Origin of the sequence: Mesorhizobium sp. L-8-10 (genome assembly GCF_016756635.1) — a bacterium.
GTDB lineage: Bacteria > Pseudomonadota > Alphaproteobacteria > Rhizobiales > Rhizobiaceae.
The window spans coordinates 3,085,157-3,105,616 of the sequence record NZ_AP023263.1 but is presented as its reverse complement, the minus strand read 5'-3'; the positions used below and the strand labels follow the sequence as shown (position 1 = coordinate 3,105,616).

Annotated in this window: 23 protein-coding genes; all 23 read left to right on the top strand. The window is 65.2% G+C overall.

All coding sequences use genetic code 11. The annotated features are described in order from the left end of the window. Nucleotides 1-189: 189 nt before the first annotated feature. The 23 genes from flgB to flbT all read left to right on the top strand — a co-directional run bounded on the left by flgB (nucleotide 190) and on the right by flbT (nucleotide 20,458). The gene (gene flgB, locus JN280_RS14430; protein WP_202313059.1) at nucleotides 190-570 is read left to right on the top strand and encodes a flagellar basal body rod protein FlgB; all 381 of its coding nucleotides are present in this window, start codon (nucleotides 190-192) and stop codon (nucleotides 568-570) included. 1 nt (nucleotide 571) lies between these two features. Further along, nucleotides 572-991 carry a flagellar basal body rod protein FlgC gene (gene flgC, locus JN280_RS14425; RefSeq protein ID WP_202313058.1) on the top strand — a complete coding sequence of 140 codons (420 nt, stop codon included), beginning with the start codon at nucleotides 572-574 and terminating at the stop codon, nucleotides 989-991. Continuing rightward, complete coding sequence (locus JN280_RS14420) at nucleotides 991-1,314, top strand: flagellar hook-basal body complex protein FliE (protein WP_202313057.1); 324 nt, start codon at nucleotides 991-993, stop codon at nucleotides 1,312-1,314. The genes flgC and JN280_RS14420 overlap by 1 nt, the downstream gene beginning before the upstream one ends. An 11-nt stretch (nucleotides 1,315-1,325) precedes the next feature. Continuing rightward, on the top strand, nucleotides 1,326-2,114 hold the full coding sequence (flgG, locus tag JN280_RS14415; protein ID WP_202313056.1) for a flagellar basal-body rod protein FlgG: 789 nt from the start codon (nucleotides 1,326-1,328) through the stop codon (nucleotides 2,112-2,114). Between the two features lie 7 nt (nucleotides 2,115-2,121). Further along, nucleotides 2,122-2,595, top strand: coding sequence for a flagellar basal body P-ring formation chaperone FlgA (gene flgA / locus JN280_RS14410; protein WP_244743318.1), 474 nt, complete (start codon nucleotides 2,122-2,124; stop codon nucleotides 2,593-2,595). Then, nucleotides 2,592-3,824, top strand: coding sequence for a flagellar basal body P-ring protein FlgI (locus JN280_RS14405; RefSeq protein WP_202313055.1), 1,233 nt, complete (start codon nucleotides 2,592-2,594; stop codon nucleotides 3,822-3,824). Before flgA ends, JN280_RS14405 begins: the two co-directional genes overlap by 4 nt. Nucleotides 3,825-3,832: 8 nt before the next feature. Next, nucleotides 3,833-4,345 carry a MotE family protein gene (locus tag JN280_RS14400; RefSeq protein ID WP_202313054.1) on the top strand — a complete coding sequence of 171 codons (513 nt, stop codon included), beginning with the start codon at nucleotides 3,833-3,835 and terminating at the stop codon, nucleotides 4,343-4,345. Then, nucleotides 4,342-5,046 carry a flagellar basal body L-ring protein FlgH gene (gene flgH / locus JN280_RS14395; protein ID WP_202313052.1) on the top strand — a complete coding sequence of 235 codons (705 nt, stop codon included), beginning with the start codon at nucleotides 4,342-4,344 and terminating at the stop codon, nucleotides 5,044-5,046. Before JN280_RS14400 ends, flgH begins: the two co-directional genes overlap by 4 nt. Before the next feature lie 13 nt (nucleotides 5,047-5,059). Continuing rightward, nucleotides 5,060-5,542: a flagellar basal body-associated FliL family protein gene (locus JN280_RS14390; RefSeq protein WP_202313050.1), complete on the top strand. Its 483-nt coding sequence runs from the start codon at nucleotides 5,060-5,062 to the stop codon at nucleotides 5,540-5,542. Further along, a complete protein-coding gene (fliP, locus tag JN280_RS14385; RefSeq protein ID WP_202313048.1) occupies nucleotides 5,539-6,276 on the top strand; it encodes a flagellar type III secretion system pore protein FliP in 738 nt (245 codons plus the stop codon). The genes JN280_RS14390 and fliP overlap by 4 nt, the downstream gene beginning before the upstream one ends. Nucleotides 6,277-6,736: 460 nt before the next feature. Further along, a complete protein-coding gene (locus JN280_RS14380; RefSeq protein ID WP_202313046.1) occupies nucleotides 6,737-7,645 on the top strand; it encodes a flagellin N-terminal helical domain-containing protein in 909 nt (302 codons plus the stop codon). A gap of 138 nt (nucleotides 7,646-7,783) precedes the next feature. Further along, complete coding sequence (fliF, locus tag JN280_RS14375) at nucleotides 7,784-9,427, top strand: flagellar basal-body MS-ring/collar protein FliF (RefSeq protein ID WP_202313044.1); 1,644 nt, start codon at nucleotides 7,784-7,786, stop codon at nucleotides 9,425-9,427. Then, nucleotides 9,427-10,083: a hypothetical protein gene (locus tag JN280_RS14370; RefSeq protein WP_202313042.1), complete on the top strand. Its 657-nt coding sequence runs from the start codon at nucleotides 9,427-9,429 to the stop codon at nucleotides 10,081-10,083. Before fliF ends, JN280_RS14370 begins: the two co-directional genes overlap by 1 nt. Further along, nucleotides 10,080-11,360, top strand: coding sequence for a MotB family protein (locus JN280_RS14365; RefSeq protein WP_202313041.1), 1,281 nt, complete (start codon nucleotides 10,080-10,082; stop codon nucleotides 11,358-11,360). Before JN280_RS14370 ends, JN280_RS14365 begins: the two co-directional genes overlap by 4 nt. Next, nucleotides 11,357-12,847 (top strand): chemotaxis protein MotC, encoded by a 1,491-nt coding sequence (locus tag JN280_RS14360; protein WP_202313040.1) that lies wholly within the window; start codon nucleotides 11,357-11,359, stop codon nucleotides 12,845-12,847. Before JN280_RS14365 ends, JN280_RS14360 begins: the two co-directional genes overlap by 4 nt. After that, complete coding sequence (locus JN280_RS14355; protein ID WP_202313039.1) at nucleotides 12,844-14,202, top strand: flagellar hook-length control protein FliK; 1,359 nt, start codon at nucleotides 12,844-12,846, stop codon at nucleotides 14,200-14,202. Before JN280_RS14360 ends, JN280_RS14355 begins: the two co-directional genes overlap by 4 nt. After that, nucleotides 14,126-14,722, top strand: coding sequence for a transglycosylase SLT domain-containing protein (locus JN280_RS14350; RefSeq protein ID WP_202313038.1), 597 nt, complete (start codon nucleotides 14,126-14,128; stop codon nucleotides 14,720-14,722). Before JN280_RS14355 ends, JN280_RS14350 begins: the two co-directional genes overlap by 77 nt. A gap of 281 nt (nucleotides 14,723-15,003) precedes the next feature. Further along, nucleotides 15,004-15,672 (top strand): response regulator transcription factor, encoded by a 669-nt coding sequence (locus JN280_RS14345; RefSeq protein ID WP_202313037.1) that lies wholly within the window; start codon nucleotides 15,004-15,006, stop codon nucleotides 15,670-15,672. A gap of 145 nt (nucleotides 15,673-15,817) precedes the next feature. Then, nucleotides 15,818-17,086: a flagellar hook protein FlgE gene (locus tag JN280_RS14340; protein WP_202313036.1), complete on the top strand. Its 1,269-nt coding sequence runs from the start codon at nucleotides 15,818-15,820 to the stop codon at nucleotides 17,084-17,086. A gap of 31 nt (nucleotides 17,087-17,117) precedes the next feature. Further along, nucleotides 17,118-18,584 carry a flagellar hook-associated protein FlgK gene (flgK, locus tag JN280_RS14335; protein ID WP_202313035.1) on the top strand — a complete coding sequence of 489 codons (1,467 nt, stop codon included), beginning with the start codon at nucleotides 17,118-17,120 and terminating at the stop codon, nucleotides 18,582-18,584. A 2-nt stretch (nucleotides 18,585-18,586) separates the two neighbouring features. Further along, the gene (locus JN280_RS14330; protein WP_202313033.1) at nucleotides 18,587-19,630 is read left to right on the top strand and encodes a flagellar hook-associated family protein; all 1,044 of its coding nucleotides are present in this window, start codon (nucleotides 18,587-18,589) and stop codon (nucleotides 19,628-19,630) included. 22 nt (nucleotides 19,631-19,652) lie between these two features. Continuing rightward, entirely contained in the window at nucleotides 19,653-20,000 is a 348-nt protein-coding gene (flaF, locus tag JN280_RS14325; protein WP_202313031.1) for a flagellar biosynthesis regulator FlaF, read from the top strand. Beyond that, nucleotides 19,997-20,458, top strand: a complete 462-nt coding sequence (gene flbT / locus JN280_RS14320) for a flagellar biosynthesis repressor FlbT (protein ID WP_202313029.1) — start codon at nucleotides 19,997-19,999, stop codon at nucleotides 20,456-20,458. Before flaF ends, flbT begins: the two co-directional genes overlap by 4 nt. The last annotated feature ends 2 nt before the right edge of the window (nucleotides 20,459-20,460 follow it).

The window sequence follows — 20,460 nt, the reverse complement described above, 5'->3', positions numbered from 1 at the left end:
AAGCACGAAGCGACACTTGATGATGGCAGAGCGGCCTTTGCGCGTCCGCGCAACGCTCTGACGGGCGTGGGCCATGCGGTCGCGCGCTCCAACCGTCGATCCCATCGGCTGTTGGATATGAGCCCGGCTTTCGCAAGGCCCGCGCAAGACTGACCCCATAGTGTCGGCGTCAGCGCTTGGGAAAGTTTCATGAAACCTGTCCAACTCTTCGATCTCGCGGCGGCGCAGGCGCGCTGGCTCTCCGTGCGCCAGAATGCGGTTGCCGGCAACATCGCCAATGCCTCGACGCCCGACTTCAAGCCGACCGATGTCGAACCCTTCGACAAGGTGCTTGCCAAGACGGCGCCGACCCTCGTCGCCACCAATTCGAATCATGTCGGCGGCGGCGCCTTCGGCTCGGCGATCGGTCGCAGGGAATTCGAAACGGACGTGCCGGTTCGCCCCTCCGGCAACGCGGTGGTGCTCGAGGAAGAATTGATGAAGGCCGGCGAAGTACGGCGCGCCTTCGAGCTGAACACGGCGATCGTGAAGGCCTTCCACCGCATGATCATGATGACGACGAGGAGCTGACGTGGATCCGATCGCAACCGCATTGAAGGTGGCGAGCTCCGGCCTGCAAGCGCAGTCGGAGCGGCTACGCATCGTCTCGGAGAACCTGGCCAACGCGCAATCGACCGGCAACACGCCTGGGTCGGACCCTTATCAACGCAAGACCATCGCATTCCAGGCCGTGATGGATCGGCAGACCGGCGGCGACTTCGTGCGCATCTCCGAGATCTCGCGCGACGACAGCGAGTTTCCGGTTCACTTCGACCCCGGTCACGAGGCCGCCGACGCCAACGGCTATGTCAAGCTGCCCAATGTGAACACACTCATCGAGATGGCCGACATGAGCCAGGCCAACCGCGCCTACCAGGCGAACCTGCAGGTGATCAAGCAGGCGCGGGACCTGATCTCGATGACGATCGACCTGATGAGGAGCCAGAGCTGATGAACCCGCTAAGCGCGATCGGTGCCATTACCCAGAACAGCCCCCTGTCCGGCGCGGTCGAGGCCATGTCGGGCCTCGCCTCGGCAGCCGTGCCCCCCGGCGGCGCCGCCTTCCTGGAAGCGCTTGGTAATGCCGCCCGCAACGTGGTCGGAACGCTGGAGAAATCCGAGACCGTGTCCTTCGAAGCCCTGAAGGGCGGCGAGGTCCAGACGCGCGATGTCGTCGACGCCGTGATGAGCGCCGAGCAGTCGCTGCAGGCGGCGATCGCGATCCGCGACAAGATCGTGAGCGCCTATCTCGAAGTCAGCCGCATGGCGATCTGAGGAGTGCCTAGATGAAAGCGCTCGCCATTGCCGCCACGGGCATGAACGCCCAGCAGACCAATCTCGAGGTCATCGCCAACAACATCGCCAACATCAATACGACCGGCTTCAAGCGGGCCAAGGCCGAATTCAGCGACCTGCTCTATCAGACCGAGCGGCTAGAAGGCGTGCCAAACCGGGCCAATCAGAACATCATTCCGGAAGGCGCCCATATCGGCCTCGGCGTCAAGACGTCCGCGATCCGCAACGTCCACCTCCAAGGCACGATGACCAACACCGGCAACAAATACGACATGGCCATCTCCGGCAACGGCTGGTTCCAGATCGAAGGCGCCGACGGGCAGATCCGGTACAGCCGTGCCGGCGCCTTCAACACGAATGCCGATGGCCAGATCGTCACCGTCGACGGCTTCACCGTCTCGCCGGCCATCACGGTGCCGCAGGACATGGTCGAGCTGATCGTCAACAAGTCCGGCCAGGTCTTCGCCAGGATCGACGGCCAGGCCGACCTGCAGGATATCGGCCAGCTCTCGCTCGCCACCTTCGCGAACGAGGCCGGCCTGAAGCCGCTCGGCGACAATCTGTTCGAGGAGACGGCCGCTTCCGGCGCCGCCGTGGTGGGCGTGCCGGGCGATCCGGGCTTCGGCACGATCGAGCAGTTCTACCTCGAGAACTCCAATGTCGATCCGGTCAAGGAGATCACCGAGATGATCTCGGCGCAGCGCGCCTATGAGATGAATTCCAAGGTGATCCAGGCCGCCGACGAGATGGCCGCGGTCATCTCCAAGAACCTGAGGTGACAGGACGATGAATCGTCGCCGCCCCGGTTCCAGGACGCGCTTTATCGGCATGGCGCTCGCGCTCCTTGCCGGCGTCGAGCCGCTGCGGGCCGGCGAGCTGGCGGTCGTCACCAACCGCGTCGTCTATCCCGGCGAGACCATAGCGGCCGCCATGCTGGAGGAAGTGCCGCTGGTGCGGGGCAACCGCAAGCTCGGCCCGATCTTCCAGCAGGCGGGCCAGCTGCACGGCAAGGTGGCCCGGCGCACCATCCTGCCCGGCCGGCTGATCCCGCCGAGTTCGGTGCGCGATGCCTTCCTCGTCCAGGCCGGTGCTCCCGTCGAGGTGACGCTCGTCGACAAGAACCTGGTGATCACGGTCACGGCCATGCCCCTGGAGGCCGGCGCGGCCGGCGACGTCGTGAAGCTGCGCAACATCGACAGCGGACGCGTGTTCTCCGGCGTGGTCATGACCGACGGCACGGTACGGGTCGGAGCATCATGAAGCGTACCGCCGTTATCATGCTCGCGGTCCTCACCGGCCTGCAGCCGGCCATTGCCGATGGGCTCAGCGAAAAGGCCGTGCAGGAGTACAACAAGAGGAACGGACCGGACGCATCGCACGATCCCGACGCGATCGCGCGCATGTTCCAGGTGTCGTCCACGCCGAGCGACCTGCCGCGCGGACAGACGATCTCGCGCATCAAGGACATCGCGTCGCTACAGGCCTCGCGCGACAACCAGCTTGTCGGCTACGGCCTCGTCATCGGCCTGCAGGGAACCGGCGACAGCCTGCGCAACTCGCCCTTCACCGACCAGTCCATCAAGTCGATGCTGCAAAATCTCGGCGTCGCCACCGAGGACGGACGCGCGCGGGCCAAGAACGTCGCTGCGGTTATCGTCACCGCCAACCTGCCGGCCTATGTGCAGTCGGGCGCGCGCATCGACGTCGGCGTCTCGTCGCTGGGCGACGCAACCTCCCTGCTGGGCGGCACGCTCGTCATGACCCCGCTCAGGGCGGCCAACGGCGAGATCTACGCGGTCGCGCAGGGCTCGATGTTCGTCGCTGGCTTCTCCGCACAGGGCGAGGCCGAAACCCTCACCCAAGGCGTGCCGACATCAGGACGCGTGCCAAACGGCGCCATCGTCGAGCGCGCCCCGCCTGCCCGGCTGGGTGACATCAACCTGATGACGCTGCAGCTCTTCAACCCCGATTTTTCGACCGCCGTGCGGATCGCCGACGCGATCAACGCCTTCGCCTTCCAGCGCTTCGGCAGGGGCGTCGCGTCCGAGCAGGATTCGCGCACGGTGTTGATCAAGAAGCCCGCCAACATCTCGGCCGCGCGCTTCATCGCCGAACTCGAGAACCTGCCCGTAGGCACCGACATGCCGGCGCGCGTCGTCGTCGACGAGCGTTCGGGAACGATCGTCATCGGCCAGCAGGTCAAGATCTCTAAGGTTGCGGTGAGCCACGGAAAGCTGACCGTGCGGATCACCGAGATGCCGAAAGTCTCGCAGCCGCTTCCCTTCTCCAACGGCGTCACGGCGGAGGAACCCTATACGGTGATCGAGGCCAATCAGCAGGGCACCAATGTCGCGGTGGTCGACGGCCCCGACCTTGAAACCCTTGTCAACGCGCTGAACAGGATCGGGGTGAAGCCCGACGGCATCATCGCCATCCTCCAGGGCATAAAGACGGCCGGCGCGCTGCAGGCCGACCTGGTCGTGCAATAGGTGAAGCGATGACCCGTTCGTCCCGGCTGCAAAAAGTTCTCTTCTCGGCGGCGCTGCTGCTCGCCGGCGCGTCGCTCAACGGCGGCGCGGCCCTCTCCCAGGCCGTCGCCGTGGGCGGCCAGGTGACCGACGAGATCCGCGAGTTCTGCTCCAACATCGCCGATGCCGCCAAGGACCGGCGATACGCACTGCAGGTCCAGGAACTCGAGACCCTGAAAAAGGATATCGACATGCGCGTCGCGCAGCTCGAGGCCAAACGCGCGGAATATGAGACGTGGCTGAAGCGACGCGAGGAGTTCATGGCCCGTGCCGAGCGCGGCGTGGTCGAAATCTACTCCAAGATGAAGCCGGACGCGGCCGCCGAAAGGCTTTCCGACGTCGAGCCCATGCTGGCCGCGGCCATATTGATGAAGCTGAACACCCGCCAGGCGGGTTTCATCCTCAATGAAATGAACCGCAAGGCCGCAGCCGAGCTCACCGGCATCATGGCCGCCGCCTCCCGCCCCCAGGATCCGACATGAGACATGCCGCCTTGCTGATCGTGGCCGCCGCGGGCCTGAGCGGTTGCAGCCAGTCTCTGAACGAGCTCGGGACCGAGCCCAGGATGTCGGCGGTCGGCAGCGGCCTGCAGACGACGCTCGATGCCACCAGCGCCTACCCGTCGGCGCCGGTACAGCCGGTCAAGCGCTACTCGCTCTGGGACGACCGCCAGGCGCATTTCTTCACCGACGCGCGTGCCTTGAACGTCGGCGACATCCTCACCGTGTTCGTGCTGTTCGACGAGAAGGCGCAGTTCAACAACCAGTCCGACCGCCGCCGAAAGCAGGGCCGCAAGATCGGCTTCGAGGCCGAAGCCAAGGCCGGCGGCAACGGCAGCGACGTGACAGCCGATATGGACCTGTCGTCGTCCTCGACCTACGAAGGCGATGGCGCAACGGTCCGGTCCGAGAAGGTCCGGCTATCGGTCGCGGCCGTCGTCACCGACGTCCTGCCCAACGGCAATCTCATCATACGGGGCACGCAGGAGATCCGCGTCAATTTCGAGATGCGGGTGCTTACCATCGCCGGCATCGTCCGCCCGGCCGACATCGACGGTGCGAACACCATCCCCTATGAGCGCATCGCGGAGGCCCGGATTTCCTATGGCGGCCGAGGCCGCATCACCGAGGTCCAGCAGCCGACCTGGGGCAAGCAGCTCGTCGACGCGATTTCCCCGATCTGAGGTCTGAAGCGGCGTGTCGATCGTTCCCGAAGCAGAAGTGAAGCGCGGCCCCTCGACGGTGGTCCAGATCGCCGTGCTCCTGGCGCTGACCGTGATGGCGGCCGGCATCGGCTGGCTGTCGGGCGGCTTCCTCAACGGCGAGGCCAGGACGGCGACCCCGCCGCCCGCCGCCGATGCCGGCGCGGAACACGAAGCGGCGACCATCGCTCCTGCCAACATCGTCGATCTCGCACCGATCACGACCAACCTCTCGGTTCCGGAGACGGTGTGGATCAGGCTGGAACTGTCGCTGGTCTTCGATCAGCCGCCGCAGGACCCGATGCTGGCCGATGCCATACAGCAGGACATACTGGCCTATATCCGCACCGTGAAGCTGATGCAGGTGCAGGGCGCCAGCGGCTACCAGCATCTCAAATCGGATCTCGTCGAGCGCGCCGGCATCCGCAGCAAAGGCATGGTCAAGGACGTCCTGATCCGGACGATGCTGTTCGAATGAAGCGCCTTTTCGCCGTCGCTCTCCTTTTCGCGGCCTCGCTGGAGCCCGCAAGCGCCCAGCAGATAGACCTCGGCGCGCTGGCCGGCCAGGCCGACGGCGCGACCGTCGGCTACATCATCCAGCTCTTCGGCCTGCTCACCGTGCTGTCGCTCGCACCGGGCCTGTTGATAATGGTGACGAGCTTCACCCGCTTCACGATCGCCTTCTCGATCCTGCGCACCGGCATCGGCCTGCAGACGACGCCGGCGAACTTCATCATGATCAGTCTCGCCTTGTTCATGACTTTCTACGTCATGGCGCCGGCCTTCGATCAGGCATGGAGCAACGGCGTGCGGCCGCTGATGGACAATCGGATCAGCGAGGAGCAGGCGGTGCAGCGCATCGCCGAGCCGTTCCGCGCCTTCATGCTGCAAAATGTGCGCGAGAAGGACTTCAGCCTCTTCGCCGATCTCGCGCGCGAGCGCGGCCAGACGGTGACCACCGGCGAAACGGTCGACCTTCGCGTGCTGATCCCCGCCTTCATGATTTCCGAGATCCGGCGCGGTTTCGAGATCGGCTTCCTGATCGTGCTGCCGTTTCTGGTCATCGACCTCGTCGTGGCGACGATCACCATGTCGATGGGCATGATGATGCTGCCGCCGACGGTGGTGTCGCTCCCCTTCAAGATCCTGTTCTTCGTGCTGATCGACGGCTGGAACCTCCTGGTGGGCAGCCTGGTGCGCTCCTTCGGCTAGAGCATGTCGCCCCCAAGTGGAGCCCGGAACCGGGATAACGACATGCGCAAAATCAAGATCCTGCAGAATGTTGCGTGACCCCCTTTTTCACGCAACATGCCGGAAGGCCTTGGAGACACCTTCCCGAAGCCTGCCGGGGCTTCTAAGCAGATTCCGGAAAAGTGTCTCACGGTTTTCCGACAAGAATCTGCGACAGAACAAAGGCCTAAGCAGACCATTCGTTGGCTTGCCAAGGAATGTCTGCTTAGCTTCCTCCCCGGCGGAACCTTCCACAGCCTCGGCACGGCCGATCGAGAAAATTCCGTGCTTTATCGATTTGGTAGCATTTGTCCGCGATAAAGGCATCACAGCAGGACGGGGTTGATCAGCAGTACGCGTTCGACAGGCATGATGCCGCGCCGCCCTACCGGTTGAGTCCGGTATGTCCCTTGTGTGTTGAGTAAGTGTAGGGGCAGAGTCCATGTCCAGTATCATGACGAACGTGTCTGCAATGACGGCGCTGAAGAGCCTGCAGCAGACCAACAAATCCCTGGAAACCACCCAGTCGCGCATCTCGACCGGCTATCGCGTCGCCGAGGCCTCCGACAACGCCGCCTACTGGTCGATCGCGACCACCATGCGGTCCGACAACAAGGCGCTGTCGACCGTCCAGGACGCGCTCGGCTTCGGCGCCGCCAAGCTCGACACGGCCTATACGGCGACCAACGCCGCCATCAAGGTCGTCGACGAGATCAAGGCCAAGCTGGTTGCCGCCCGTGAGCCCGGCGTCGACAAGTCCAAGGTCCAGTCGGAGATCACGCAGCTCCAGCAGCAGCTGAACAGCATCGCTACCTCGGCCTCCTTCTCGGGCGAGAACTGGCTGTCGTTCGATGAGGCCACCGTCGGAACCTCGAAGCAGATCGTCGCGTCCTTCACGCGCTCTTCGACCGGCACCGTCAGCACGGGCACGCTGACCATCGACATTGCAGGCGCCAAGCTCTTTGACACGGTAGCCGACGACGGCATCCTCGACACGGTCATCGGCGCCACGGGTGTCTCGGTCTCGACGCTTAACATCTCGGCGCTCACCGACTCGGCTGCGGACGTCGCGACGCTCGACGCGCTGATCAGCGGGGTCGACGCCGCACTGCAGTCCATGACCACCTCGGCTTCGGATCTTGGCGCTGCCAAGACCCGCATCGACCTGCAGAAGGACTTCGTGTCGAACCTGATGGACGCGATCGATCGCGGCGTGGGCACGCTCGTCGACGCCGACATGAACGAGGAATCGACCCGTCTCCAGGCTCTGCAGGTCCAGCAGCAGCTCGGCATCCAGGCGCTGTCGATCGCCAACGGCAACTCGCAGCAGATCCTGTCGCTGTTCCGCTAAGCCAGACGCGGGCCCTGGCGGGCCGGCGACACTGACCGGAATCGGGCCGCGGTTGACCTCCACCGCGGCCCGATTTCATTTTCGCACAAGCTTCGGCACCTAGTCTCCCGGCACCGCAGATTCCGGGAGCCGGTACCGTTGCCAGAGCAATTAAAGCAAATCGTAGCTAACCTCCGCGAACTCGGGCCCAAGCGCCTGGCGATCGCCGGATTGGTCGTGGCGCTGGTGCTGGTCGTGCTCGGCATCGGTTCCTTCTACCTCAACCGCCCGGCCTACGAGACGCTCTATGTCGGGCTCGAACGCTCCGACGTGAACCAGATCGGCATGATTCTCGGCGAGTCCGGCGTCTCCTTCGACGTCGGCTCGGACGGCACGTCGGTGCTGGTACCGACCGGCATGACCGCCCAGGCCCGCATGCTGCTGGCGGAGAAGGGCCTGCCCTCGAGCACCAATGCCGGCTACGAACTGTTCGACAATGTCGGGTCGCTCGGCCTCACCTCCTTCATGCAGGAGGTCACCCGGGTTCGGGCTCTCGAAGGCGAAATCGCACGCACCATCCAGTCGATCGCCGGCATCAAGGCCGCGCGCGTCCATATCGTGGTTTCCGAGCGCGCCAACTTCCGTCGCGATGAGCAGGAGCCCTCCGCCTCGGTGGTGATCCGCTACAGCGGCATCGACGCCACCAAGACCGCCATGTCGATCCGCCATCTGGTCGCCGCCGCGGTACCCGGGCTGGCCGCCGACAAGGTGACGGTGCTCGATTCCAACGGCTCGCTGCTGGCCGCGGGCGACGACCCCGCCAACACCACGCTGACCCGCACCATCGGCGTCGAACGGACCATCGAGAGCCAGATCGAGGACAATATCCACCGGGCGCTGGCGCCCTATCTCGGCAGCGAGAACCTGCGCACTTCGGTGCGCGCCGACGTCAACACCGACAGCCGTCAGATCGAGGAGACCATCTTCGATCCGGAATCCCGCGTCGAGCGCTCGGTGCAGGTCGTGCGTGCCAATGATTCGGCGAACCGCAGCAGCCAGAACACGCCGGCGACCGTGCAGCAGGATCTTCCCAACGCCGACACGCCGACACCCGACGGCCCGCAATCTTCCGAGCAGAGCGAGCGCAAGGAAGAGACCACCAATTACGAAATGAACACCAAGCGGATCGCCACGGTCAGCAACGGTTACACGGTTTCGAAACTCTCCATCGCCGTCGTCGTCAACCAGGAGCGCCTGCTCGCCATCCTCGGCGCCGATGCGACGCCGGAGCAAATCGCCGAGCGCGTCGCCGAGATCCAGAAGGTCGCGGCCACGGCGGCCGGCTACAGCGAGGCGCGCGGCGACAACATCACCGTCACGTCGGTCGAATTCATGGAAGGGCTGAACGGCGAGGCGGTCCACGAGCCGGGCTTCCTCGACGCGATCGCCAGCCAGGCCGGCACCGTGATCAACGCCGCCGCCTTCATCCTCGTCGCCTTCCTGGTCGCTTGGTTCGGCCTGCGGCCGCTCACGGCCGCCCTCGGCAAGTCGGACGCGTCCGAGCAGGAAGCCGCCCTGCCCTTCCCCGCGCCGAACGCGCTGCCGAACTTCTCGGAGAACTTCCAGTTCCCGACGCTGCCCACGATCGGCGCGTTCAACCAGTCGGAGGACGAGGACAGCATCGCGGAACTGCGCCAGAAGATGCGCAGAGGACCGCAGGAACGCCTCGCCCAGATGGTCGACCTCAATGAGGAACGTACCGCGATGATCCTGCGCAAATGGGCCAACCCGGAGGCTGCATGATGCGGGCGCCCGCCCTCGCCGACGTTCTGGAGGATTTCGGCTACCGGCGCCCCGTGGCGCCGGATGTCGTTCCGTTCGCCTTCGCCGACACTTCCCTCCTGCCAGGTGCTCCCTTCATCGCTGATGAACCGGCCGCCAGCGAACCCGACATCGACGAGTTGATGCGGATCGAGGCCGAAAGGGTGGAGCGTGAGCTCACCGAACGCCTGAGGGCCGAATATGAGGCGACGCTCGCCGCCGAACGCGAACGCCACGCGGCCGAGACCGAGGCGCTCGAGCGCCAGTTCGGCGAAGCGATGGGCGCGGCCGTCGCCGACGAGATGACAAGGATGCGGGAAACCTTGACGGCGCTCGTCACGGCGGTCACCGCGCGCATTCTCGGCCCCGTGCTGACAGCCGACCTGCAGCGGCGCGCGGTCGACACGCTCGCCGCCACGGTGCGCGCTGCCCTAGAGGACGACGAGAGCATCCGCGTGAAGGTCTCCGGCTCACCCGCCCTCTATGAAGGGTTGCGCGCGGCGGTCGGCGACGACATCGCGCATTTTTTCGATTTCAGTGAAAGCCCGGCCGCGGACCTTACGGTCCGCATCGATGAGAGGGTGTTCGAGACCCGCCTGTCGGAATGGTCGGCAGCCATGGAAGAGTCGCTCACATGAGTGCTGTTGGAGACGATCGGCGCGAGATCATCATCGTTCGCCGCAGCAGCGACGATGCCGATGAGGGCCATCATGGCGGCGTCTGGAAGATCGCCTTCGCCGACTTCATGACCGCCATGATGTGCTTCTTCCTCGTCATGTGGCTGATCAATGCCGCCAACGAGGAAACCAAGCTGGCGGTCGCCAGCTACTTCAACCCGATCAAGCTTGTGGACCGCAGCAGTTCCCCGCGTGGCCTAGACAATCTGAGCGACGATCAGCCCGCCAGCGAGAACAAGAGCAAGCCCGCCGAGGCCGACGCCAAGCAGGATTCGGCGGAAGGCGCCGCAAAGGCCGGTCCGTCGCCAAAGGACAATTCGGCGCTGTCGGCAGACGACAAGAATTTCTCGGACGAGAACCTGTTCCGCGACCCCTATGCGGTGCTCGCCGAGATCGCCGGCGATACCGGCGCGCAGCAGAACATCAGCGCCAGGGGTGACGGGGGAGCCGCCGACTCTGGCCCGGCCACAGGCGCCTCGGGCGGCGATGCCTATCGCGATCCCTTCGCGCCCGACTTCTGGTCGCAGGAAATGGCTGCGCCTCCTCCCGCCGAGACGGCCATGACCAAGGCCGACAGTACCGAACTCGCGGAGGCCTCCACCGGACAGCAGCCGGCGGCGACCCCGGCCGAGACCGGCATGAGCGAACTGCAGCAGGCCTTCCCAACCGCGCCGGAGGAGGAGCCCGAAGAAGTAGCGGCGCAGATTGAAGAGCCGGTTGATCAGGCAGGGCAGGCAGACAAGGCGTCACCTGACGAGGATAGCCCTGACGCCGCCGTCGAGCAGACCGCGGCCCGCATCGGCCAGGAACTTCACGAAGCCTTCAAGGACGGCGACAAGATGTATGGCGGCATTACCGTCGTACCGACCGACAAGGGCGTCATGATCTCGGTGACCGACCAGCTCAATGTCGGGATGTTCGAGATCGGCTCGGCGGTTCCGCGCCGCGAACTGGTGCTGGCCATGGAGAAGATCTCCAAGGCGCTGATGGCGGAGAAGGGCAACATCGTCATCAACGGCCACACCGACAGCCGGCCCTTCGCCAGCAAGACCTACGACAACTGGCGGCTTTCGACGGCGCGCGCTCACTCCGCCTACTACATGCTGGCCCGCGCCGGGCTGGACGAGCGCCGCATCGTCGAGGTCGCCGGCTATGCCGACCGCAAGCTCAAGGTGAAGGACGATCCGAATGCGGAAGCGAACCGCCGCATAGAAATCCTGCTGGAGACAGGGAATTGAGGATCGACCTCCCCCGCCTGGACAGGTTTGCGCGGCATCGCCCACGCTTCACCTGGCCAGGCCCTTCTCTTGCCGAGGGTTTCTGTCGGAAAATCCTGGGACACCTTTCCGAGACCTCTCTGGTCGCGGCGGCGCTGTGCCTGCCCGCGACCTGGGCTGCCGCCTCGGGCGAAGCGGTGCCGGTGCTGGCTCCCTACCAGATGGTGCGCTCGCTGCAGGTGCTGCAGGAGCGGATTGCCGACGGCGACCATGCCGCCCTGCCGATGCAGAAGAAGATGATCGAGCTGATCGACCGCAGGCTGGGCGCCGCCGTGGCCGCGGAGTTCGCCGACCGCCGCAATGTCGATGCGTTGATGATCTACGGCATGAGCGGCGGCAGCCCGCGCACGCTCGAGACCGTGGCGACCAGGCTGGAGCTCGCCGGGCGCGACAAGGTGCTCGCCGAGGGTCTGATCGCATATTACCGCAGCGAAACCGGCAAGGCCGCGATGATCCTCGCCCCGCTCGACCCCATGGCCGAGGGACCCGAGCTCGGCGCCTTCCTGGCGCTGGTCAAGGGCAACATCCAGGCGGTCGACGATCCGCAGCAAGGGCTGGCGCTTCTGGACCAGGCGCGGCTGCTCGCGCCGGGCAGCCTCGTCGAGGAAGCGGCGCTGCGCCGCTCGATCGCGCTCGCCGCCGCGACCGGCGATCCCGCCCGCTTCATCAGGGCGTCCGAGCAATATATCAGGCGCTTCCTGCGCTCGCCCTATGCCAGCCATTTCGCCGACGGTTTTATCAATGGCGTCGTCGAGATGCAGGACAAGCTCGACATGGCCGCGGTCGAAACGATCATCGCGGCCATGAACGCCGAACAGCGGACAGCCATCTATCTGCGGATCGCCCGGAAAAGCGCGATCCTGGGCCACGGCCAGCTCGCCGCCTTCGCCGCCGAGAAGGCGGGCAACGCCGGAACCGAGGGACCGGCGGCGAAGCCCGATCCGCGCGCCGAGCTCTACGATGCGCTCGGCTCCGTCGCCTCGGCCTCCATTGACGACGTCGCCAGGCGTCTCGCCGAAATCGACAGGAGTGCGCTGTCGGCGCGCGACATACGCCTGCTCGACGCCGCGACCGAGGTTGTGAGCGGCGTGCTCTCGCCGCCGATAAAGCCGGCCGACATTCAGAATGCGCCGTTGCCGATCGATGAACCCGTGGCGACGCCAGCCGATGCGCCGGAACAGGACGGGATGATGGAGGCGGCGGCGATACAGGTTGATCCTGCTCCGGAAACGGCAGCGGCCGGCGCACGGGCAGCCAGCGCCGACGACACGCAAGGTGCTGCCGCCTCGGGCGAGGAACTGCCCGATCCGGGCGCCGCGGCGCCGACAGCCGGACCGGCTTCCGGCGAGGAGCCGGTCGACGTCGCCTTGCCGGAAGCCGAATATGTCGGGGCGGCCCGCAAGAAATTGCAGGAGATCGACAAGCTGCTGGAAGGAACACGGAAATGAACGTCTCGTCGCCGGCAATCGAGCAGCACGCGCCGAAGGCCACCGCCAGGAATGACCGGGGAACCGTATCGAACGGCGAGCGAGGCTTCGGCAAGCTGCTGAAATCGATGGGCGGCGGACAGGGTGGGCGTGGTCTCTCGGCGGACCGTTCCGAGACCGTCCGCGCCCCGAGCGCCATGAAGTTGAGGGTTGCGCCCGACGAAGCCCTGACCGATGTGCCTCCTCCCGACGGTGAAATGCTGGTCCAGCCGCGAACGGACGAGGCCGCGGAATCCGAACCGCCGGGCGACGCGCCAGACGCCGACACGGTCGAAGATGCCGAGGGACTGCTGCCGCTGCTGACGATGGTCGAGCAGCGGCCGGCGAATGTCGCGCCGGTCCGCAATGCCGAGCCCTTGCAAGACGCCTTCGGCAAGAGACCGGCGACGCAGTCGCGCGCGTCCGTGCCTGAAGTCGAGAGGCCTGTCGAAGGCCGGCAGGAGCGGACCGTGACGGTGCTGGAGCCGGCGAATGCCGACGGAGCCGCCAGCCGGCCCGCTCAGGCGCCTTTCGGCAAGACCCTCGCCGCCAATCTTGGCGCCCTGGCCACCCAGCCCCACGATCGCCCCCTGCCGGCCCAGGACGTCCCGGTGCCGCGGACCGGCGAACCGGCCATATCCGATGTCCAGCCCTCCGTATCCGAACGGAGCGAGAACCGGCAGCGCGGCACCGTGCTGTCCGAAGCCGTGGCACGAGCCTCGCAGCCGCGCGAGGCCGGCGACAAGCGCGCCGAGGCAAAGACTGCGATTGCCGATCCGAAACCGGCAGCACCCGTCCTCCAGCCGACGGCCGTGTCGGCCGGCGCGCCGATCGTCGAGGCGCTCGCCGCCAACCCGCCGTCGCATGCCGCGGCCGGGGCCGCGCATTTGCCGACGCAGCCTGCCTCGACCGGCGCCTTGCAATCGTTGAAGATCCAACTGCATCCGGCGGAGCTCGGCATGGTCACGGCGCGGCTGCGCATATCGGATGGACAGCTTTCGGTCGAGGTCGAGGTCGAGACGTCGGAAGCCTATAACAGGCTCTCCGGCGAGAACGAAGCGATCGCCCGGGCGCTCCGCTCGCACGGTATCAGCGTCGACCAGGTGGTCATCCAGGCGCCGCCGGCGCACGGCAATTCTTCGGCGCGCGACAGCACCAGCTTCGCGGACACCTCGTCCCAGGGGGCCGAACACGATCTCTCGGGCGGCAGCGACTTCGGGCAATCGAACGGCAGCGGGCACAGAAACTCCGGATACGACAATGGTCACGACGCCGACAGGCTTTCGCCCACTCAGTCGCGTGGTGACGGCGGCCCTGCTCACGGCGTTTACATCTAGCGTGCCGGCGCCGGCCGTCGCGGCCGCAGCCAATGCCTGCGAGACCGAGATCCTGCGTGCCTCGGAACGCTACGGCGTGCCGGTCGGCATTCTCTACTCCGTGGGCCTCACCGAGACCGGCAGCAAGGGGAGCCTCCAGCCTTATGCGCTGAATGTCGAGGGCAAGGCGGTGTTCAAGTCATCCCGGCGCGAAGCGATCACGGCGTTCCGGGAGGCACGTCTTCGGGGCGCGAAGCTGATCGACGTCGGCTGCATGCAGATCAACCATCATTATCATTCGGATCATTTCTCGGGCCTGGACGAGATGTTCGATCCGCGCAGGAATGTCGACTATGCGGCCCGCTTCCTGCTCAGGCTGAAGGCGCGCCACACCTCCTGGTCGATGGCGGTCGCCCGTTATCATGCGGGGCCCGACAACGACCCCGCGCAGAAGCGCTATGTCTGCCGGGTCATCGCAAACATGGTGGCGACCGGCTTCGGCAAATGGACGCAAAACGCCCGCGACTTCTGCCGGCCCTGATCCGGCCGGGCACAGCGCTCGGTCCGGATCGCCTCACGCGTGATAACGGATCCGCTCTCGCGCCGCCCGCTTCCGACCTCGTTCTCTCCACACAAAAGCCGCAAATTTACCACCTGTTAACTATATTCAACCCATTGTTCCCAATAGGGAATTTTGCCACGCCGCAGGACCTTCCGGCGACTCCCTAGAACTGACTCACAAAAATTGACGGTTGTTAACAAATCCCGCCAGCGGCTACCCGTTGACACATGGGGTATTGAAACTGATTCGGAGGCGGGCCGATGATCGTTATCGTGGACGAGCGCGAGCGGGTGAAGGAAGGCTATTCCTCGCTCTTCGGGCGCGAGGGCGTGCCGAGCACCGGTTTCGGCGCCAGCGAGTTCGGCGAGTGGGTTTCGACCGCTGCCGAGTCCGACATCAAGGCCGTCGGCGCCTTCCTTATCGGCGAATGCGACAGCAGCCAGTTCTCGCCGCGGATGATCCGCGAACGCACCGGCGCGCCGGTGATCGCGCTCAGCGAACAGCATTCGCTCGAGAACACGCTGCGCCTCTTCGAACTCGGCGTGGACGACGTCGTGCGCAAGCCGGTCCATATCCGGGAGATCCTGGCGCGCATCTCCGCCATCCGTCGCCGCCAGCAGCAGGATCCGAGCTTCACGCAGATCGGACCGATGCGCATCTTCGACGACGGCCGCGATCCCGAAATCGACGGCCAGCCGCTGCCCCTGCCGCGGCGCGAGCGGCGCATCCTCGAATTCCTCGCGGCGAATTACGGCCGCAGGGTGACCAAATCGCAGGTCTTCAATGCGATCTACGGCATCTTCGACGAAGAGGTCGAGGAGAACGTCGTCGAGAGCCACATCAGCAAGCTGCGCAAGAAGCTGCGTGAGAAGCTCGGCTTCGACCCGATCGATTCCAAGCGCTTCCTCGGCTACCGGCTGAACGTCTGACGACGGGAGCCGACGCTCTCCGCCCTGGCGGCCTTTTGCCGCCCGGGCAAGCGGGACAGACCGGAATGCAGACATCAGACAGCCTCACGCAAGTCACGGCGACTAACCTGGCCCCCGGAAACCACCGATCTGAGGGGTATGCTCGATGAGCCTTTACGGGATGATGCGGACCGGCGTGTCCGGCATGAACGGACAGTCCAACCGCCTGTCGACGGTCGCCGACAACATCGCCAATTCGAACACGGCCGGCTACAAGCGCGCCAAGACCGAGTTCTCGACGCTGGTCGTGCCCAATGGCGGCGGCAGCTACAATTCCGGCGGCGTCACCACCGACATCCGCTATCAGATATCCACCCAGGGCGTTCTCAACTACACCACCTCGGTGACCGACCTCGCCGTCGACGGCGACGGCTTCTTCATCGTCCAGAACGGCAGCGGCACGAACTATCTGACCAGGTCCGGTTCCTTCGTGCCCGACGGCGAGGGCCGTCTCGTCAACGCCGCCGGCTTCTATCTCACCGGCTACAGCTTCGCCAACGGCACGCCCAGTGCCACCGCCAACGGCTTCGGCGGCCTCGAAGTGGTCCAGATCGGCGGTGAAGGCGGCATGACCGCAACCCCTTCCACCCGGGGCGAATTCTCGGCCAACCTCCCCTCCACAGCCGAGGATGTCGCCGCCGGCGAACTGCCGTCGGACAATGTCGCGACATCGAAATACACCGCGAAGTCGTCGCTGGTGGCCTACGACAATCTCGGCTCTGAAGTGATGCTCGACGTCTATTTCACCAAGACGGCCGACAACACATGGGAAGTCACCGTCTTCAACAAGGCCGACGCCGCCTCCGGCGGGACGACCTCCTTCCCCTATGCCAACCCGCCCGGCGCCCTGACCACCGGAACGCTCGACTTCGATCCGACCACCGGCAAGCTCACCGCGGGCGGCACGCTCAGCATGAGCATCCCGAACGGCGCGACGCTGGAACTCGACCTCGGTGGCATGACCCAGCTCTCGTCGAAATATGCCGTCGATGAAGCCATCGTGGACGGCAACGGCCCGAGCGCCATCGATCGGATCGAGATCAGCACGGACGGCGTGCTCTCGGCGATCTACGAGAACGGTTCGGTGCGGCAGCTCTATCGCATCCCGCTCGCCACCGTGGCGAGCCCGGATCGGCTGAACGTGCTTTCGGGCAACGTCTATTCGCAGAGCAACGATTCCGGCGACGTACGCATCGGCTTCTCGAATGAAGGCGGTCTCGGCAAGATGGTCTCGCAGGCGGTCGAGAGCTCCAATGTCGACATCGCGCAGGAGCTGACCGACATGATCGAGTCCCAGCGCAACTACACCGCCAACTCGAAGGTCTTCCAGACCGGCTCCGAACTCCTCGACGTCCTCGTCAACCTGAAACGGTGACGGGTGCGTCACAGCATTTGAAGGAACTACAATGTCGCTGACGACCGCCCTGGGCATTGCGCAAAGATCGATTCTGAGCACGTCGCGGCAGACAAGCATCGTTTCCCAGAACATCAGCAATGTCCAGAACCCCGACTATTCGAGGCGGTCGGCGGTTCTGGTCAGCACCGCACCGGGCGCCCGCACGGTCGAGATACAGCGCGCCACCAATGTCGCACTGTTCAAGAACAACCTCGCGGCGCTCTCCTCGCATGCCGGCCAGTCGACATTGCTCTCGGGCATCGAGAACCTGACGCTCCACGTCAACGGGGTCGAGAACGGCCGCTCCGCCTCGACCCTGATCGGCAAGCTCCAGCAAGCGCTGCAGTCCTTCGGGACGACGCCCTCCAACGAGAATCTCGGCGAGAACGTCGTCGAACAGGCGCGCCAGCTCGCCAAGGCGCTGAACGAGGGCAGTGCCGCGATCCAGCAGACGCGCGCCCAGCTCGACAAGGACATCAAGACGTCGGTTGCCTCGCTCAACGACCTGCTCGGGCGGTTCGAGCAGGCGAACAAGGCGGTCATGCATGCCACCCAGGCCGGCAACGACGCTTCGGATGCCCTCGACCAGCGCGACGCGCTGCTCAAGCAGATCTCGGAGATCGTGCCGATCTCGACGATCACCCGCGGCAACAACGACATGGTCGTGACCACCGCCAGCGGCGTGACCCTGTTCGAGGCGGTGCCTCGCAAGGTGACCTTCGAACCGATCCCGTCCTACTCGGCCACGACATCGGGCAATGCGATCTATGTGGACGGGGTGCCGCTGGTCGCCGGTTCGGGCGCGAACACCGATGCCGCCGGCAGCCTGGCGGCCATGCTGCAGATGCGCGACAGCGTAGCGCCCTCCATGCAGGCGCAGCTCGACGAGATCGCGCGCGGGCTGATCTCCTCCTTCGCCGAAACCGACCCGACAGGCGCCGGCTCGGTGCCGCCGCTGACCGGCCTCTTCACCTGGCCCGGCGGCCCGGCCTTGCCCGCAGACGGCACCGTCAGCCCCGGCCTCGCCGGCGCGATCCAGGTCAATCCGCTGATCGACTCGACTGCCGGAGGCGACGTCACGCTGCTGCGCGACGGCGGCATAAACGGCAGCGGCTATGTCTACAACACGAGCGGCGGCGCGTCCTTCGCCGACCTGATCTACAAATACAGCGAAGCGCTCGACGCGCCGATGACCTTCGACGCGGCCGCCGGCATCGGCACCGAGGCGAGCGTGACCGACTACGCCGGAAGCTCGATCAGCTGGCTGGAGCTCGCCCGCCAGCAGGCCTCCGAAGCCGCCGAGTCCAAGAGTTCGCTGCTGGTGCGCACCAGCCAGGCCCTGTCGAACGAAACGGGCGTCAACATGGACGAGGAGATGGCGCGCCTGCTGGAGCTCGAGCACGCCTACCAGGCATCCGCCCGGCTGATCCAGGCCGTCGACGAAATGCTCTCCACACTCCTCGAAGCGGTCAGGTAGTCATGAAAATCTCGTTCGTCTCCACCCAGGCCGTATCCAAGGCGCTCAGTTACCAGCTGGCCCGGCTTCAGACCGATCTGGTGAAGGCGCAACAGGAGGTCTCGACCGGCAAATACGCCGATGTCGGGCTGGCGCTCGGAGCACGCACCGGCCAGGCCGTCGCGCTCAGCCGCGACGCCGACCGCCTGAAGGGGCTGGTCGATTCAAACGCGCTCGTCTCGGCGCGGCTCGACGCCACCGAGGAGGCCCTGACGCACCTCACCAGCGAAGCCGAAACGTTCCTGTCGGCGCTCACCGTCGGCGGCAGCGGCGACACCGAGCAGAAGGTGCTTCAGGTGACCGCCCAGAACATGCTGGAAACGCTGACATCGGTTCTGAACACCAGCCAGAACGGCGAATATATATTCGCGGGCGTCAATACCGACATCCAGCCGATCAAGGACTACAAGGCGGGCTCGGCAAACAAGGCGGCCTTCGACCAGGCATTCTTCGATACTTTCGGTTTCGACCAGACCAATCCGAGCGCCGAAACCATCACCGCCGCCCAGATGACGGACTTCCTCACCAACGTCGTCGAGCCGATGTTCTTCGGGCCGGACTGGTCGAGCAACTGGTCGAACGCGACCGACGACGCGATCACCAGCCGCATCGCGCTCAACGAGACGGCGCAGACGTCGGTCAGCGCCAACACGGCCGGCGCACGCAAGCTCGCAATGGCTTCCTCGCTCGTCGCCGATCTGTTCCAGGGACCGCTCAACGAGAATGCACGCGAGGCGCTGGTCGGCCAGGCACGAACCTGGGTCGGCGAGGCCATATCCGACATCAACAACGCGCAGGCGCAACTCGGCCTGATCCAGAACCGTGTCGACAGCGCCAGCGAGCGCATGAAAATGCAGATCGACATCTTCAAGATCAATCTGAACGACCTGCAGGGGGTCGATCCCTACGAGGCCTCAACACGCGTCAACACGCTGCTTGCCCAGATCGAGACGTCATACGCGCTGACCGCTCGCATCCAGAAGCTCAGCCTGCTCAACTATCTCTAATCAGCGGCATCAGAACTGATCAATGTACCAATTCTCCTACGCCGAGATACAGACCGACTCGATCGCCGATGCCAAGGAGCGCGAGCGGCAACTGCTCGACCGCTCGATCGACCTGCTGATCACCGCACGCGAGAAAGGCGTCGGCTCCATGCAGACTGTGGAGGCGATCCACTATCTCACACGGATATGGACGGCCTTCATCGAGGATCTCGGCCGGCCCGACAACGAGCTCCCGCGGGAGCTGCGCGCCAATCTGATCTCGATCGGCCTCTGGCTGCTGCGCGAAGCCGACGCGGTGCGGCGCGGAGAATCCGACAATTTCGCCGGCTTGATCGATATCTCACAGATAATCCGCGACGGAATCAGATGAAGAACACGCTCAAGATCTCGCTCCGCGCGAAAGAGAAGATCTATCTGAACGGCGCGGTGATCCGGCCCGACCGGAAGGTCTCGATCGAGTTGCTCAACGACGTGCAGTTCCTGCTTGAGAGCCACGTCATGCAGCCGCAGAATGCGTCCACGCCCCTGCGCCAGCTCTATTTCATGACCCAGGTCATGCTTATGAATCCGGACGGCGCCGGCGAAGCCCGCGCGATGTTCCGCAAGTCGCTGCCGCTCCTGCTGACAAGCTACAGCGACGAGCAGATCAAAACCTCCCTGAAATATGTCGACCAGCTGGTGAGCGAAGGCCACGTCTACGAGGCGCTCAAGGTCATTCGCGGCCTCTACCCGCTGGAAGCGAAGATCATGGGCACGGACGAAGAAAACAGCGGCATGCCGGCAGCGGTGGCTTCCGCGTCCGACCTGGCGCTAGCAGCTGGAGAATAAAG

Excerpts from the sequence above, each read along its gene's own strand:
- JN280_RS14370 (WP_202313042.1), top strand. The coding sequence starts at position 9,427 with ATGCGGGCGCCCGCCCTCGCCGACGTTCTGGAGGATTTCGGCTACCGG.
- JN280_RS14355 (WP_202313039.1), top strand. The coding sequence starts at position 12,844 with ATGAACGTCTCGTCGCCGGCAATCGAGCAGCACGCGCCGAAGGCCACC.
- flaF (WP_202313031.1), top strand. The coding sequence starts at position 19,653 with ATGTACCAATTCTCCTACGCCGAGATACAGACCGACTCGATCGCCGAT.
- flgK (WP_202313035.1), top strand. The coding sequence starts at position 17,118 with ATGTCGCTGACGACCGCCCTGGGCATTGCGCAAAGATCGATTCTGAGC.
- flbT (WP_202313029.1), top strand. The coding sequence starts at position 19,997 with ATGAAGAACACGCTCAAGATCTCGCTCCGCGCGAAAGAGAAGATCTAT.
- JN280_RS14405 (WP_202313055.1), top strand. The coding sequence starts at position 2,592 with ATGAAGCGTACCGCCGTTATCATGCTCGCGGTCCTCACCGGCCTGCAG.
- JN280_RS14345 (WP_202313037.1), top strand. The coding sequence starts at position 15,004 with ATGATCGTTATCGTGGACGAGCGCGAGCGGGTGAAGGAAGGCTATTCC.
- JN280_RS14400 (WP_202313054.1), top strand. The coding sequence starts at position 3,833 with ATGACCCGTTCGTCCCGGCTGCAAAAAGTTCTCTTCTCGGCGGCGCTG.
- fliP (WP_202313048.1), top strand. The coding sequence starts at position 5,539 with ATGAAGCGCCTTTTCGCCGTCGCTCTCCTTTTCGCGGCCTCGCTGGAG.
- flgB (WP_202313059.1), top strand. The coding sequence starts at position 190 with ATGAAACCTGTCCAACTCTTCGATCTCGCGGCGGCGCAGGCGCGCTGG.
- flgH (WP_202313052.1), top strand. The coding sequence starts at position 4,342 with ATGAGACATGCCGCCTTGCTGATCGTGGCCGCCGCGGGCCTGAGCGGT.
- JN280_RS14420 (WP_202313057.1), top strand. The coding sequence starts at position 991 with ATGAACCCGCTAAGCGCGATCGGTGCCATTACCCAGAACAGCCCCCTG.
- JN280_RS14350 (WP_202313038.1), top strand. The coding sequence starts at position 14,126 with ATGGTCACGACGCCGACAGGCTTTCGCCCACTCAGTCGCGTGGTGACG.
- flgG (WP_202313056.1), top strand. The coding sequence starts at position 1,326 with ATGAAAGCGCTCGCCATTGCCGCCACGGGCATGAACGCCCAGCAGACC.
- JN280_RS14340 (WP_202313036.1), top strand. The coding sequence starts at position 15,818 with ATGAGCCTTTACGGGATGATGCGGACCGGCGTGTCCGGCATGAACGGA.
- flgA (WP_244743318.1), top strand. The coding sequence starts at position 2,122 with ATGAATCGTCGCCGCCCCGGTTCCAGGACGCGCTTTATCGGCATGGCG.
- JN280_RS14380 (WP_202313046.1), top strand. The coding sequence starts at position 6,737 with ATGTCCAGTATCATGACGAACGTGTCTGCAATGACGGCGCTGAAGAGC.
- JN280_RS14365 (WP_202313041.1), top strand. The coding sequence starts at position 10,080 with ATGAGTGCTGTTGGAGACGATCGGCGCGAGATCATCATCGTTCGCCGC.
- JN280_RS14330 (WP_202313033.1), top strand. The coding sequence starts at position 18,587 with ATGAAAATCTCGTTCGTCTCCACCCAGGCCGTATCCAAGGCGCTCAGT.